This window comes from Paenibacillus luteus (genome assembly GCF_006542765.1).
In the GTDB taxonomy this organism is placed as follows: domain Bacteria; phylum Bacillota; class Bacilli; order Paenibacillales; family Paenibacillaceae; genus Pristimantibacillus; species Pristimantibacillus luteus.
Window position 1 is genome coordinate 207,573 of the sequence record NZ_SKCD01000011.1, and the last position, 15,070, is coordinate 222,642.

The following is a 15,070-nucleotide window of genomic DNA, read 5'->3' on the forward strand; positions in this document are numbered from 1 at the left end:
ATACTCATATCAATCCCTCCCAGCTGTAGGTAATGCTCCTTCGTTTCGGCCTCTCCTCCCCTTATGACAAGGGTAAAAATACATCTCCCATTACCATATCTATGGTCGGAATTTGGAACTTATGACAGAAACTTGGACCGCTGCAGCAGCCATAACGATTGACAATAGACATACGGCGACAAAATGAAGTAATGTATTTTCAATAAACCAAGACTCAAGCTTGGCCGCTTCTGCCGCTCCTCGAACAAGCACAATCGCAATAGGATGCAAGATATAGATCCATACCCGCCATTCCCGGAAACTTTTGCCCGATTTCCCTTTCCATTGCTGCGCCCATTGAAACAAAAAATAGGTGGCAGGAAGCGCAAAGATATACATGCTGTCATGCCTAGGTATTTCCGCTGAGTGCAAAAATATGCCTTCTGCAAACATGAAGGCAAGCGAAGCTGCAAACAAGCCGGCATTCGTGAGCGGTGTTCTTTGCGCGTGGCGCCCTTTGGCAGCCCATGCTCCCATGGCAAGGTAGACAGGGGCATAAAATATGCCGTTGCGCGTAAAGTCGAATATGGCGAACATGCCGTCATACGCCTCCGATATTTCGTGATATGGCTTGATAAAGCCATAGTAACTGTCACCGAGCAAACCAATGACATACAATAGAGCAGCTACGGCGAGCATAGCCTTAAGCTGCATTTTCTTATAAAGCACCGTAGTTAATACGATGCCGATCAACAAAGCAGGCAAATACCACAAATGATAAAAAGTGCCGTCGAACAGCAAATCCTTGAAGAATGAATACGCGGTAAAATCATCTTTAAAGTAGCCTGTATACACATTGAGAGGGATATACAAAACGATAGCGATAACATATAGCTTTCCTATTTTTTTTAGGTAGTTCTTCAGGGCTCTCAGATCGCCAGCTTGATCCCCGTTCAGTTTACGGAAATAGAAGAAGCCTGAGGTCATGAAAAAAATGGGGACAGCCACACGAGTCAGAATGCCGCTGAGCAGGAAATTCGCATAGGGACTGTAAGACAGCAGCGGTCCTGTATGGTTGGCGACAACCAAGAGAGCAGCAATAAACTTAAGCCAATCAAGTCCGTTGTAATTTGGTTTATCCAGCACTAACTTGCGTCCCTGAGCCTGAATATGCCGTGACGATGAATCCATCCCTATTGTTCCCCGATATCCGGTACAGATCACATTTAACAATGGGGACAGTCGTATAAGAGCCCTTTTCCGCCGGAATATAATAAATGCTCATCGTCAATTGGTTATGCTCATATCGAAGATGCTCGCCTTCATACCGATAGTTCTGAACAAAGTCGATATACTCCTCCAGACAAAAATCGTTCTGCTCCATAATAGCGGCATGGGGATATCCGACGTACCTGAAATGCCAAGGCTCGCATGAAATCGATGTAATCGTTTCTTTTCCTTCCTTATATCGTTGAACAAATCCAAATTCAGCAGCACGCTGCTTGAAGGAGCGGTAAACCCCTGTGTCAGGAAAAGATGGCGCAATAAAGTCTACTTCCTTATCCAGCTTGCCGACATCGATGGCTAACCCCGTTTGATGCTCGCTCCGGTCAGGCAAGGCTACGTAACAGGACGTATACTCCGGTCCATTTTCAAGCAAGGAATCTGCATAGATCTGGATTTGTTCTTCTTTGGTGCGATACCCGCTAACCGCAACGATATCCTCCATTCCCTGGCAAGCTTCCAATAGGGATAGGAGATGTTTTAGGCACGTTTTCTCGAGAAGCATGCCATCATGCAGCTCTCTGATCTTTTCATTGGAGCTAAGCGCCAGCAGCTTATGCGGCGGCAGCGGTTTTCGAATCGGATTCTCGCGATTGATGAGCACCAGCGTCCCCTCGTACATCGCTGAACGGCTTACCTGAACGGCAGCGGGTAGGTCATAGCTGCTTTGTTGAATTTGCTTTGCAAGATTCGTTTGTCCCATCGTGTCCGAGCCTCCTCTATCCCTTTATATATTCGAGCCACTCTAGGCGAGAGCGACGTTGATATTTCTTGCGCAACACTGCCAATATGGGCAGCCAGCTCTGCAAAGGTGATTTCCTCGCCGTCTTGGCGGCCGATTAACGTCACCAAGGTCCCTTCTGCATATTCATGCGGCAGCCTTATCATGAGCTGATCCATGCAAATTTTCCCCACCACCTTTGCCCGTTTACCCCCGACCAAAACTTCAGTATGCTGCATGGCTTGTGACCAGCCGTCCGCATATCCGATCGGAACCGTACCTATCCATTCCTCTTCTTCTGCCTGATAGGCATTGTCATAACCCAGATATTCTCCTTTGCGCAGCTGCTTGACCTGCATGAGCTTGCTATGTAGGCTTAGCGCCGGTTCAAGTTTTACAGAGGTAACCAGCTTTTTCGGGTAAAAACCGTACATAGCTGCGCCAATACGAACCATATCCATCGCTAATTGAGGAAAACGAAGCGCTGCTGCACTCCCGGCGCAGTGATAGTGGCGAATCAACAGCTTAGATGCCTTTGCCCATTCCATCATGCCAGTGAAACGGTTGACCTGCAGCTCAAGAAAAGCAGTATCGGTTTTGCTAGCAGTAGCAAAATGAGTGTAAAACCCGTCAACGACAATATCAGCAGCTTTTAGCCAAGGCACTAATGCTTCCCATTCGTCCTTCGTTTGCAAGCCGATTCGACCAAGTCCCGTATCCACTTTCACATGAACTTTAAGCTTCCTCCCGTGAAAAGCGGGCTTGTGCGCCCTCATGTCTTTAAACCAATGGGCACTCGTGACGGTTAGCATCAAATCGTGTTCAATTGCAAGTTTGGCATGCTTGGGAAGAATCGGAGTCAGAATTAGAATTGGGAGCTTTGTCCCATTTTCCCGCAGGCGAATGCCCTCATCCAGATAAGCGACTGCAAGGGAATCCGCTCCTGCTTGCTCAGCCATAGCAGCTGCTTCCATGTCTCCATGTCCATAGCCATTTGCTTTGACGACCGCCATCAGCTTGACTTTTTTAGGCAAGCTTTGGCGTATTTTCAGCATATTCTCGCGGATATGGTTCAAACTAATTTCAGCCCAAGTCGCTCTATGCAATGAAATCACCTCGTATAGTGAAGCAATTGTTTTTCAGCGTGACGGGTAAACGCATAATCGATAAGCTTCTCGACAAGCTCGGAGTAAGCCGTTCCGTTCGTACGCTCCCACATGACCGGATACATGCTGAAATTCGTAAAGCCCGGTAGCGCATTGATTTCGTTTAAGTAAAGCTGACCGTCACTTGTGTAGAAGAAATCGACACGCGCGAGACCGGAGCAATCATGCGCTTCGAAAGCTTGAACGGCAAGCTGTCTAATTCGGACAGTGATTTCTTCCGGCAGCTGCGCCGGGATGGACATCGTCAGCTGCTTGTCCATATATTTGGATTCAAAATCAAAGAAAATATGATTATGCACGAATTCTCCTGGCAAGGAAGCAAGCGGCTTCCCATTCCCCATCACCGCGACTTGAATTTCCCGGCCGATGACTTCCCGCTCAATGACGAGCTTGCTATCGTAGTTGAAAGCTTCGACGATTCCGTCTATCAACTGATGCTTATCGATGCATCTGCTAATTCCGATACTAGAGCCAAGAGAAGCTGGCTTTACATAACAGGGATAACCGATGTTTTTTGCGACAGCATCGAGCACAGCCAAACGGTTATCCTGCCACTCGCCAACACGGCAGGCAAGGTAATCGGTTTGGTTAATGCCGGCTTGGGCGGCAAGCTGCTTGGAAATCGCTTTGTCCAGCGTAACCGCCGAAGAGAGCACGCCATTGCCGACATAAGGAACGTTTAATAGCTCAAGCAGCCCTTGAACGGTTCCGTCCTCGCCATTCGAGCCATGGAGAAGCGGCAGCACCACTTTTTTTCCTGGGACCGACAATTGATTCGTAAGCACCTGTCCCATCGATTCGGCTGCGGTCTGAGATAGGGCTTGGAGGGATAAGTCAGTGAGTTCCAAGCCTTCACGGCTAAAGTTTTGCTTCACGCACCAGATGCCGTCTCGAGTGATGTAAATAGGAGAAATATCAAATTTGGATTCATCTATGGAAAGGATGACTGTATAGGCTGTTTTTATGGATACCTCATGCTCGACGGATTTCCCTCCGTAAACAATAAACAATTTTGTTTTCACAACAAAAAACCTCCTAAAATCGACTTGTTATCTCTATTAAAGATAACCGTCAATCGTTAAGAGGCTTGTAAGTAAAGTTTAATTAAGTCTTAAGATTCCATAAATTGTTTATATGGTTTGCTTTGCTGTGACCGTCATCGCCGCGGCCAGTTCCTGTAAATCCCTGCCCTGCAGCGCGCCGGCTACAAGCTCCGGCAGACGGTCCGGCGTACAGCCGAAGCTTGGGATGCCAAGCCCCGCAAGTCGCTTGGCCAGCTCCGCATCATAGGATGGAATGCCGCCATCGGACAAGGCTAGCAAGCATAGCACGCTTACGCCCGATTGCCGCATGTTCTCCATCCTTCGTACAAGCGCGGACTGATTGCCGCCTTCGTATAAATCGGAAATAAGAATAAAAAGAGTCTTCTTCGGATCATGAATAAACTGCTCGCAATACTGGACGGATTTATTAATGTCCGTGCCACCGCCAAGCTGAATGCCAAACAGCATATCAACAGGATCATTGACGCATTGCTCGCTTAGATCGACGACTTCCGTATCAAAGGCCACGACATGCGTGTCAAGAGCAGGAAGGCTCGCGAAGATCGAACCGATAATCGAAGCATAGATGACGGAATCAGCCATGGAGCCGCTCTGGTCAATATCCAGAATGACGGTCCATTCCTTGCTTCGCCTTGCCCGCTCAAAAAAGTAAAACCGTTCGGGAATGAGCAATTGGCTATTATGGTCGTAATGCTTTAAATTTCGACGGATCGTCGTTTTCCAATCCAGTCCCGACATGGACGGGATCGGCGAGTGCCGCCTGCGATTCAAGGCGCCTGTCACGGCGCGGCGTATTTCATGCTCTAGACGTGTTAATATTTCATTGACGACCTCGCGGACAAGCAGCCTCGCCGTTTCCTTCGTTTTCTCGGGGATTCGTCCCTTTAACGCAATAAGCGTAGCCACCATCTTAATATCGGGTTTAATCTGGCTGAGCGTCTCCGGCTCGAACAGCAGCTGCGTCAAGCCTTTCCGCTCAATCGCATCCCCTTGGATGACCGATACGATATCCGGAGGAAAGAAGCTCCGTACGTCTCCCAGCCACTTCGTCAGCTTGGGCGAAGAAGACCCCAGACCGGCGCTTCGCTTGCCAGACGTATTTTGGTTATCTTGACTAGTATCGAATGTTTCATCGTATATCGCGGCAAGCGCTTCATCCATTAAGCTATATTCTTCATCGAGCAAGCCTTGACCTTTAGCTAAATCAGTCAGCTTCTCGTTTGCCGCTTGGCCTAGAATAAGCCGCCAACGTTTCAATTGTTCCAATTCCTGATGATCGCTCATGTTATAGGTCTCCAAAATCGAACTCATTGAGCTCGTCCAATTTTTGCTGTTCCTCGCTGCTTAGCTCCCGCTGCAGAACATCTGCGACTTCGTCAACCCCAAGACCCCACAACTCGCCGAGCAGCTCAGCGATTGCGTTTTTCTCCCTTGCTTCAAACGATGCGAAGGCCCGCCTCAAAAAGACGAGAGAACGCCGGAACTGCTCTTCATCCAGCGATTGCAAATAGAGATCGAGCTGTTCCCACAGCTGGCGGCGCGATAGCAGCACATACCGGTTTCGAAGCGAAAGCCCTTCAAACCAGCCGGCGCCGATATCGGCCGGAATTCCTGGCGATAACCGGCGGGAAACCTCGCCCGCCAGCCGTTCATTTTCGATTTTATTCCTCTCTAGCAGCAGCGCGAAAGCAAGGCCGGATAGCTTGGCATTGCGGTCATCGCGATAGGCAAGCTGTTCCAGCTGCTGCTGCCAGCGTTCATCATCCACCAGGTCGTAATGCTGCTGCGATACCGTATGCATATCTATAATCGCTGCAGCCATGCTTGTAGCCGCATCATCACTGCACACGGCAGAATCGACAAGGAGCAGCGTGCCTCTCAGAAAGAGCTGCTGAAGCAGCGGGATCAGTACAGCGGTATCCATTTTGCGAACATCGCCAAATTGCACCAAAATCGATAGCTCGCGCAAAGCTGCGGCAATTTGCGAATAATCGCCGGCCTCAACCGCAAGCTGCTGCAGTGTCCGGCGGGCATCCTCCATCGAAGTCGGGAGGCCGCATTGCCATGCAGCCTTTACTAAGGCTGCGGCTTCAACGATATTGGCGCTTTGCTCCAGAGACTCTTTGATGCAAAAGGAAGCGGCAAGCTCGATGGTCTCCCCTTTCATAATCGATTCGACGATCTCGATCTCGGCCTCTGGCGTCCAGCGCAGAACCCAGTTCTCCGCCCAGGTCGCGCCATCCTGCCTTACCGAGCCTTTCTTCGCGAAGCTGATTTGCAGAAGCTGAAGCCGCTCGAGGAAAAAAGACCTGCGAAGATCAAGGAAAGCAGCTTCCTCCGATTTGACCCTTCGGTTCTCACGAAGATCAAGCGCAAGGTCAGTGGCCACGGTTGTTTTATATTTTTCAAGCTTCAACATTTTTAAGTTCCGGTTCAAATCATCCTGTATCGGCGTTTGGCTAACGCCTTCAGGCAATGCTCCGATAGCTGTGCCAATATCGGTTCTTACCAGTGCGTCCGCGACGACGGATAGCTCTCCATCGCCCAAACAGGTAACTGCCGCATCGCGCAAATCCTTTAAGATCGGCTGCTGCCCGCCATGCATAGAAGCAAGTGCATCTGCCAACCGAACGGCTTCAATCACCGATGCTGCTGAACGATACGTCCCGCTATCCCGCATCTGCCCTGCAATCGATGCTAAATATAAGGAAGACAGCTTGCCGCGGTCTCCGCTTTGCAAACATCGCCACGCCAGTTCGAAATAAGCGGGTGCGGGATTGCCTGCTCCGTAACCCGAATGGCTGGACAATTTATAATACGAATAGGGCATAAGCGTTAGCTTCGTCCCTATAGACGGCAAACTTGCAGCTTCCTTATCTGACATGGGGGCAATATCCGATCCAAGCGCTGAAACATGGTAAGCTCCCGTAACGACAACGATTTTTTCGGCTGCAATCCCTTCTTCCAATGCCTTGGCGATACTCATGCGCATATAAGCTTCGCGAATATCATTGTGCGCAGCTTCATAAGGGGTATGAAGGCGTTCCTCGCTCTCGGACAGCTCCCGCATTTCCCGCGAGAACGCATGGATGGCCTGCCGGTATGCCCCCGGCTCATCCATATGTTCGAAGCAGCGTTCCCAGTAAGCTTCATAATCCGGCTCTCCGGCGAGCTCGGCGACACGTTCATATCGCTCGTTTATGTGATGGTAGTGCTGCTGGGCAGCATCGCCTGCTTCATTCTGGTCTTGGATTGCTCTTCGGCTTGCTCGCAGGCTAATCGAAACCGGTGAGGGAAGGTCAATAAATCGAGCTTCCACCCCATGCTTCGCCGCCCATACAAAGGCTTGGTATTCAGGCGAATATTCCGCTAGCGGAAACACGACCGTTTGAATGGGCAGCTGTTCCGTATAGGCCAAAATAGCGATTGGAGGCTTTACGCCGCTTAGCGTCATTTGGCTAATTAAACCCGTAGCATCCGAAGGGCCTTCTACGAGAACAAGCTGCGGCTGCACAAAGTCAAGAAATGTTCGCAAATGGATGGCCCCGGTCGGCGAGAGATGCCGAACGCCGAATAATTGCACGCCGCTCGTAGCTGCGGCAGCCGTACTCACGAGTTCAGCTCACGGCAAGCCCGATACAATCCTCTCCAGTCGGCTCCCCGTTTCTTCATCACATTCTCCAAATACTCCTTCCAGACGGTGTCGTCCTTAGCCTCATCCTTCACGACTGCTCCAAGCAAACCCGCGGCCAAATCCTCTTCCGCTACCTGCCCGTCCCCGAAACTGCTAGCCAGAGCCATGCTGTTTATCAACAACGAGATCGCTTCGGCAGTCGATATCGCGCCGCTTGGCTGCTTCAGCTTCTCCTTGCCATCAACGGTCATTCCGCTGCGCAGCTCGCGGAATATCGTCACGACCTTGCGTACCGCCTCCTCTTCCGGAACGGCACTGCCCAAGCGGTAATTGGCCGCAATTTCGCTCACACGCTTCCGAACGATCGTTACTTCCGTTTCTAAGTCAGATGGTGCCGGAAGCACAACGATATTGAAGCGCCGCTTAAGGGCCGCAGACATATCATTGACCCCACGGTCACGCGTATTGGCCGTTGCAATGATCGAGAAACCTCTTGCCGCAGGCATATCTTTACCAAGCTCGGGAACGGAAATCGTCTTCTCTGACAAAATGGAAATCAAGGCATCTTGCACTTCGGAAGCACAGCGGGAAATTTCCTCGAAACGCGAGATCCCGCCTGTCTCCATCGCCCGGTAGATGGGACTCTTTACAAGCGCCTCCTCGGATGGGCCGTTCGCAAGCAGCATGGCATAATTCCAAGAATAACGGACCTGCTCCTCTGTCGTACCCGCTGTCCCTTGAATGACCTTGGACGAATCTCCATGAATGGCGGCCGTCAAATTCTCTGAAAGCCAGGACTTTGCGGTACCTGGCTCACCGATCAGCAGCAGTGCGCGGTCCGTCAGCAGCGTTGCGATCGCAATTTCCACCAATCTCGTATGGCCGATGTATTTTGGCGTAATATCCACATCGCCAGCACGCCCGCCAGTAATAAAAGTCAGAACGGCACGCGGCGACAGCTGCCAGCCTTCAGGTCTCTCCCCTTTGTCGCTTGCCTTAAGCGCTTCAAGCTCATGCGCATACAGCAGCTCAGCCGGCTGCCTTAATATATTTTGTTTTTGATCCATGACAGAAATCCCGCTCCCTCTTGTTTTTCATTTATTTCCTCAGGTTTGGCCGCTAATTGCTCCGCTAGCTGCTTTAATTGATTTTTTGCATATTCATAAGTCACTTTATCCGCGATCTGTTGGATCCGCTCCGCATAGCTGCTTGGGAGCATGGCAATGACAACTTGCGCTTCCCTATCCAGGTAGTGAAAGGATTTTTGAGCGGCAAGCTCAAGCGCATCGATGACCATATCGGGCGTATCGCGGTGTCCCAGCCGAAAGAGAGCATAAAATAGATGAATGGTTCGCTGCTTTAGGAGCTGAGGTGCCACTTTAGACTTTTCGACGAGGTAAGCAATGACCTTCTTATCCGGCTTCGTGGCGAGGCGACAGACTAGCTCCTCTTCGTTAAGCTCAATAAACCGGTCTACCCACCGCTCATCCCATGCCAAATCCTGCCTAGACCTGCCTTCAAACAAAATATCGATAAGCGGATTGTGGCTGTACTGGTATACCGTTTGAAGCAGATCACTCATATACTTGCCTTTTTTAGTTTTAAAATAGCTCTCGTACAGCTCATAAACTTGAGCCGCATCATAAATGCGCAGGGCAGCCTTAAAGGAATAACCGACGAAATATTCTTTTTCGCTGCGCTGTTCATGCATGAACGTTAAGGCGTTGATATCGTTTGAGTGCAATAAAATAGCAGCCGCTTCGCTTGTGAGCGACTCTGTGCCCTTGAACTCCAAATGATTATTTTCAAGCGCTGCCATTAAGAAGCTGATAACCGAACCGTCCTCTGCCCTTGTCTCCAGACATTGGATTACGCTGCCTAGCTTCTCCCGCAGCTCTACATCCTTCACGCTGGGAACATTTTTGTCGATGAGCGCTTGGCCGTAATGGAGTAATTGTAGCGTTAATGCAGCTGATTCATAGTTTTGGATGGGCCCAATGGAAAGCTCAGCGTCTTTGCCCATTAAAGCTTCCATGAATCGATCGTCGATTTTGGATGAAGACAAGTGAGACAACGCTGCAAGCGCCGCTCCGCGTACTTCTTTCTTTCTTGCATAGGACAAGTCAAGCAGTTCCTCTTCGAAATGCGGCAAGTCGGCCATTAACGCAATCGCTGCCAAACGCACAGGCAGAGCCGCTTCCTTTGAGACCGACGATAGCAGTGGCCACAGCTCCTCCCGGTTATCGGTCAGCTTATAAAGGGTTGTTAATATTCTAGCATCGCCACTTGCTCCGTCCCGATCAAATTGCTGCTGAAGCATAGGAAGAACAGCCTTGCCGACGATCGGAATTACGTGCTCAGCGACATAATCGGCAATTTCAGAATAACTATCCCTAAGGGCATGCACTGCCGGAAGCGCTGTTCTTAAGTCAGCGAATGCCCCGTCCGTTTTCCCTTGGGTAATCATTTCGAGCCTGCCAGGCCCGCGCTGCGTGAGCGCGTCCATTAACGGCTTCAGCTTGCGGTAAGGAATGTTCGTAGAAGCGACAACGCTTGTTGACGAACCTAATGCCGACAGTTCGCCTGGCGCTTCCGTCGTGCTTTGGGTATGGAGCACGGCTTGCAGCAGCACGGCCAAATCAAGCAGCTTCCCTGCCGCATGCTCCGGCTGAGCTTTCGTCAATCCCGCTACCTCTTCGGCTACCCGCTTAAAGATTGGCGCCTTTTCGCCTAGCTGCACAAGCTGCGGCTGTATTCGATTCAAACGAAGATCGTCAATGGCCATGCTTGCTCCAGCAATGGAAAGCCGGCGAACGTCTTCATGCAATTCTCGCAATAATGGAATACTCATACTCTGCTCCTTCGGCAATCTTTAATAGAATAAACGAACGATATCGTCATTGGTCATTAACGTCAGCGGCTGGGCCACGAGCTTGCCTTCCGCAAGGCGATCCTCAAACATGACAAGCACTGCCGTTTCCGTTAGCATACTTGGGCTGACATATGGCAAGAGCTGCATGGTCGGCTGATTGATCCGCTGGATATGGGCGAGAGGAAGCCTAGCTCCTTGCTCATCGACAAGCACATACCCTTCCCCGATTTGAGCGATCTGTGCAGCATGCAAAAGCATCACCGGATTTTTGTCAGCCAACGGGCTTTTGAGTTGATTTTTCACGGCTCTTACTGCAGATGCGACGCTCCGCTCCGCAAAGGAGCAAATAACCGACCGATCGGAAGAATGAAGCTCCCGCATCGTCATCTCTTCCCACCGTACCCGGGCATTCAGGTCACCTGGATAAGCAAACAGCTCCTTGGTCTGAACCACCATCAAGCAGGTATCCTCTTCCTTCATATGCTTGGCTGCCCGGAATGGACGGTAGCTGCGCGTAACTACAAGTTCTCCGCCTTGCAGCTGCACCCAATAGCCTTCATCCACATGTTCGCCGCGGGCTTCGTCGGTATAGGAGTGGAAGCATAGCTGAACTAGCTCTGCATTTTCGTGTACGCGGCCAAGCTCGCGCAGCTCGGCGAGCTGCCAGGCATGTCCGATTTTTTCTTCCAGGACGGTTGCTACATCTAGCGGGCGTTCAGGATCGGCTATGCGAGCATTTAAATGCTCTTTGCTCCGCTTGATTAGCGCATGCAGCGCTGCCAACTTTTCTATAGCTTCCGAATAGTTGGATTCGGGGTTGTCAGCTGAACCGGTGAGCACCAGCACCTCTCGCACGGCTGCCTGGATTCCGGGGATATAATGGTTGCCAAGCTGCTTGGCTTGATCTTCATACATTTTAATGGAACGCTTATCCAAAGCCGCAAGGCCGGATTGAACGATTTGCAAAACAAGCTTATGGGCAAGTTCTATTCCTTCCAATTGAGCGGCTAGCTTCTTGGCTAGCGCATTTTTGTTTACTTTCCGTTTGCTTTCCGTTCCGGCTGGGGCGGACGCGGTATCCTTCTTCTTCTCTTCGCGTTTATCCGCTTTCTCCCGTTTATCGGCAATATCCACCGGGAGCTCCTCTACCGTAAACTCTTTTCCCCCTGCATAAGCATACATCAAGCCTAAAATATGCTTACAAGGAAATTGGCGGCTGGGACAGGAGCAGCGAAAAACGGGCTGTTCGGCCTTTACGAAATCGGCAGAGCAGCTGTATGGTTCTTTGCCGCTTCCTTTGCATTCTCCGAACAGCAGTGTCCCGTCTTCCGTACGGCTGAGCTTCTGGAAGCTGTTTTTACGAACAAGGTCATTCCCGTTTTTGATGGCTCCTGCATTAAGGGCTAATGAATCGATATAAGCTGCTGATAGATCTGTCATAGTTTCCCTCGCTTGTTAGGTTGTTTTACCCCAACTATTTCCACAAATTAATCGCGGTTTCCTGCTTTTGGAGAGAATATGCGGCTTTAAGCATAGAAAAACCCAGGCATAAATGCCTGGGTCCCTGTTTTACCATGCGTAATCTCCGATGTTATTCAGAATCGCATCGATTTCCTTCAATTCTTCTGCCGTCAATGGTGCGCCTTCTAGCGCTTTGACGTTTTCCTCGATTTGGCTCACACGGCTCACGCCGATTAACGCCGAGGTTACGCCGCCTTCGCGCAGCGTCCAGTTCAAGGCCAACTGGGAGATGGTTTGTCCCCGTCTTGCCGCCAATGCTTCCAGGCTTCGGAATTTTTGCACGCGCTCGGCGGTAATCGCTTCCGGCCGCAGCGTGCTTGAAGCAGCGTTCGATTCCGCTTCGATTTTATCCGCGTATTTATTCGTAAGCTGTCCCCTACCAAGCGGGCAATAGGCAATGGAGCCAATGCCGTTCTCTTCGAGTACCTCTTGCAGGCCGTCTTCGATCCAGCGGTTCAGCATCGAATAATTCGGCTGATGGATCAAGCAAGGCGTGCCCAACTGCTTCAAAATTTTGACCGCTTCGCGCGTCTGGTCCGCGCTGTAATTCGACAAGCCTACATACAGCGCTTTGCCGGATCTTACCGCATAATCAAGTGCGCCCATCGTTTCCTCGAGCGGGGTTTCAGGGTCCGGACGGTGCGAATAAAATACATCGACATAATCAAGCCCCAAGCGCGTGAGGCTGCGATCCAAGCTCGAGAGCAGGTTTTTACGGGAGCCCCATTCACCATAAGGACCTTCCCACATGTAATAGCCGGCTTTGGTTGAGATCAGCAGCTCATCGCGGTAAGGAACCAAATCCTTCTTATATACTGCGCCGAAGGTCTCTTCTGCAGAACCGGCAGGCGGTCCGTAATTGTTCGCGAGGTCAAAATGGTTAATGCCCAGATCGAATGCTTTCAAAATCATGGCACGTGAATTTTCCAGCGGCTGGTTACCGCCAAAATTTTGCCATAGGCCCAGCGAAATCGCTGGCACCTTTAGCCCGCTCTTGCCCGAGCGCTTGTACACCATATCGGAATATCGTGATTGATCTGCAATATAAGGCATAATGTTGTTTTCCCCTTTGTTATACTAGATGATTTCAGCAGCGAAAGCATGCTATAATGATTACTTCCTTTGCTGATTGCTAACCCAGTATAGTTCAGAAATGCAGTGAAAAGGAATGTCTGCAAGCAAGTTATATATGTCATAATGTAATTTAATTATAGAATGCAAGCAGGAGTTGATCACGGATGTGTGAGCGGTATGATCTGATTTATTACTACCATGGAAAACAATTTTGCGAGCCGGGCTACAACTGGGGACCTGGGGTCAAAGACCACTATAAAATCTTGTTTATTCACGAGGGTAAAGGCACCTATCAAGTGAATGGCTGCACATACTCCTTAAAAAAAGGCGAGGGATTTATGGTGTTTCCGGACACCATTTGCCATATGGTTGCTGACGAGCAAGACCCTTGGGTTTACTCCTGGATTGCTTTTCAAGGCGACTATGTCGAACCACTTCTTTCGCAAGTTCAATTAAACAAAAAAAATCCCCATTTTCAGTTTGCTCCTGCCGGGTGGTTCGATCCTTGGCTCGATCAACTGACGGAAGCCCATAAGCTTGCCAAGAACAGCGAGCTTGTTGTACACAGCATCCTTTATCGCCTCTTCGCGGAATGGCTTGACATGCTGACTGCACCGCAAGCCATCGGCTACTTGCCGAAAGCGAAGGAGGTCTACGTTCGTAAAGCTATGGAGTATATCAAAACAAATTATTACAACAAAGTTAGCATTACGGAGCTAGCTGGAATGATCGGCATCGATCGAATCTATTTGTCCTCGTTGTTCAAGGAGTCCATCCAGCTCTCTCCGCAAATGTATTTACTGCAATACCGGATGGATAAGGCTTGCGATTTAATGAATAATCAACAGCTCTCCATCTCGGATATTTCCCATTCGGTAGGCTACAGTGATCCGCTGCTCTTCTCCAAAATGTTCAAGAAGGTTAAAGGCATCTCTCCCTCTCATTACCGCAGAAAAATTGTCTGATGCAAGTTAAATAGGGGCTGCGGTCGCTGCAGCCCCTATTTAACGCATATCCAATTAATTGGGATGAATCTGAAGTCATAGGCGGTTGCTAAATTTCCATAAGCATTCCTTATAACCTGCTTACTTTCTCGTCTTGCTTCTAACGAAATAAATAACAATCCCGAACAGCACTACTACTGCCGCTGCAAGCCCTATAAAGAATTCCTTGCTGGTGTTCTTATCTTGAAGGACCTTGCCGACTTCTCCTTCGTTTGGTTGGGTTTGTTTTTTCACTTCTTCAGACCGTTTATTTTCTGTACGGTTATTGAAATCATCTTCTAAATTAACGATATTGGCTGGTTCCTTACCTTCACCTAAAATCATTAAATCTTCTTTTGCTTGGATCAATGGCCTCGTTCGATCGCACATAATGGTTACGAGCAGCTCTTTATCGCCATACATAGTCGAGTTTTGAGCGTATACCAGATATTCCGTGCCTTCTGTAAAGCTAATTCCACAATCTCCTCCGCCAGAGCCAGTAAAGATGATGATTTGCGATTCTTCAGCGCCCTTCCAAATTTCGCTTACTTCAAAACGTACGGCTTTCGTGTTCGTATAACCTTCCTTGCTAGCCTCCACTTCAAGAACTCGGCCTGCAAAAACAGTGTCTGAGTGGCTTATTTGCTCTTCAACACTCAACGGTTCTACGCAGGAACACGCAAAGACCGCCGTAGGCAGAAAAATGATCATCATACTAAGCAGCAGACTGCTCAGAAGCACTAAATTCCGATATTTTCGCAATAAATTCCCC

General features: G+C 49.7%; 12 protein-coding genes. 1 reads left to right on the plus strand and 11 read right to left on the minus strand.

All coding sequences use genetic code 11. From position 1 onward, the window contains the following. Window positions 1–99: 99 nt before the first annotated feature. From E0496_RS08925 to E0496_RS08970, 10 genes are all read right to left on the minus strand, one after another. A complete protein-coding gene (locus E0496_RS08925; protein ID WP_141501237.1) occupies window positions 100–1,170 on the minus strand; it encodes an acyltransferase in 1,071 nt (356 codons plus the stop codon). Next, the gene (locus E0496_RS08930) at window positions 1,115–1,966 is read right to left on the minus strand and encodes a D-alanyl-D-alanine carboxypeptidase family protein (protein ID WP_241674650.1); all 852 of its coding nucleotides are present in this window, start codon (window positions 1,964–1,966) and stop codon (window positions 1,115–1,117) included. The genes E0496_RS08925 and E0496_RS08930 overlap by 56 nt, the downstream gene beginning before the upstream one ends. Next, complete coding sequence (gene alr / locus E0496_RS08935) at window positions 1,897–3,090, minus strand: alanine racemase (protein WP_141501238.1); 1,194 nt, start codon at window positions 3,088–3,090, stop codon at window positions 1,897–1,899. The genes E0496_RS08930 and alr overlap by 70 nt, the downstream gene beginning before the upstream one ends. A 5-nt stretch (window positions 3,091–3,095) precedes the next feature. Beyond that, on the minus strand, window positions 3,096–4,172 hold the full coding sequence (locus E0496_RS08940) for a D-alanine--D-alanine ligase (RefSeq protein ID WP_141501239.1): 1,077 nt from the start codon (window positions 4,170–4,172) through the stop codon (window positions 3,096–3,098). Between the two features lie 108 nt (window positions 4,173–4,280). Further along, a complete protein-coding gene (locus tag E0496_RS08945) occupies window positions 4,281–5,498 on the minus strand; it encodes a VWA domain-containing protein (RefSeq protein ID WP_141501240.1) in 1,218 nt (405 codons plus the stop codon). Between the two features lies 1 nt (window position 5,499). Continuing rightward, a complete protein-coding gene (locus E0496_RS08950) occupies window positions 5,500–7,827 on the minus strand; it encodes a DUF5682 family protein (protein WP_141501241.1) in 2,328 nt (775 codons plus the stop codon). Further along, window positions 7,824–8,915: an AAA family ATPase gene (locus tag E0496_RS08955; RefSeq protein WP_141501242.1), complete on the minus strand. Its 1,092-nt coding sequence runs from the start codon at window positions 8,913–8,915 to the stop codon at window positions 7,824–7,826. The genes E0496_RS08950 and E0496_RS08955 overlap by 4 nt, the downstream gene beginning before the upstream one ends. Then, entirely contained in the window at window positions 8,891–10,699 is a 1,809-nt protein-coding gene (locus tag E0496_RS08960; RefSeq protein ID WP_141501243.1) for a hypothetical protein, read from the minus strand. Before E0496_RS08960 ends, E0496_RS08955 begins: the two co-directional genes overlap by 25 nt. A 21-nt stretch (window positions 10,700–10,720) precedes the next feature. After that, window positions 10,721–12,160 (minus strand): SWIM zinc finger family protein, encoded by a 1,440-nt coding sequence (locus tag E0496_RS08965; protein ID WP_141501244.1) that lies wholly within the window; start codon window positions 12,158–12,160, stop codon window positions 10,721–10,723. A gap of 129 nt (window positions 12,161–12,289) precedes the next feature. Next, window positions 12,290–13,294, minus strand: a complete 1,005-nt coding sequence (locus E0496_RS08970; protein WP_141501245.1) for an aldo/keto reductase — start codon at window positions 13,292–13,294, stop codon at window positions 12,290–12,292. A gap of 185 nt (window positions 13,295–13,479) precedes the next feature. Between E0496_RS08970 and E0496_RS08975 the strand changes: the two genes are divergently transcribed. Beyond that, window positions 13,480–14,280, plus strand: a complete 801-nt coding sequence (locus E0496_RS08975; protein ID WP_141501246.1) for an AraC family transcriptional regulator — start codon at window positions 13,480–13,482, stop codon at window positions 14,278–14,280. 120 nt (window positions 14,281–14,400) lie between these two features. Here E0496_RS08975 and E0496_RS08980 read toward each other — a convergent pair whose 3' ends face one another. Continuing rightward, a complete protein-coding gene (locus tag E0496_RS08980) occupies window positions 14,401–14,958 on the minus strand; it encodes a hypothetical protein (RefSeq protein WP_206669736.1) in 558 nt (185 codons plus the stop codon). Between the last annotated feature and the right edge of the window lie 112 nt (window positions 14,959–15,070).

What these genes read in the sequence shown, in the direction of transcription:
- E0496_RS08975 (WP_141501246.1), top strand. Translation starts at nt 13,480, where the DNA reads ATGTGTGAGCGGTATGATCTGATTTATTACTACCATGGAAAACAATTT.
- E0496_RS08965 (WP_141501244.1), bottom strand. Translation starts at nt 12,160, where the DNA reads ATGACAGATCTATCAGCAGCTTATATCGATTCATTAGCCCTTAATGCA.
- E0496_RS08925 (WP_141501237.1), bottom strand. Translation starts at nt 1,170, where the DNA reads ATGGATTCATCGTCACGGCATATTCAGGCTCAGGGACGCAAGTTAGTG.
- E0496_RS08955 (WP_141501242.1), bottom strand. Translation starts at nt 8,915, where the DNA reads ATGGATCAAAAACAAAATATATTAAGGCAGCCGGCTGAGCTGCTGTAT.
- E0496_RS08945 (WP_141501240.1), bottom strand. Translation starts at nt 5,498, where the DNA reads ATGAGCGATCATCAGGAATTGGAACAATTGAAACGTTGGCGGCTTATT.
- E0496_RS08930 (WP_241674650.1), bottom strand. Translation starts at nt 1,966, where the DNA reads ATGGGACAAACGAATCTTGCAAAGCAAATTCAACAAAGCAGCTATGAC.
- E0496_RS08970 (WP_141501245.1), bottom strand. Translation starts at nt 13,294, where the DNA reads ATGCCTTATATTGCAGATCAATCACGATATTCCGATATGGTGTACAAG.
- E0496_RS08960 (WP_141501243.1), bottom strand. Translation starts at nt 10,699, where the DNA reads ATGAGTATTCCATTATTGCGAGAATTGCATGAAGACGTTCGCCGGCTT.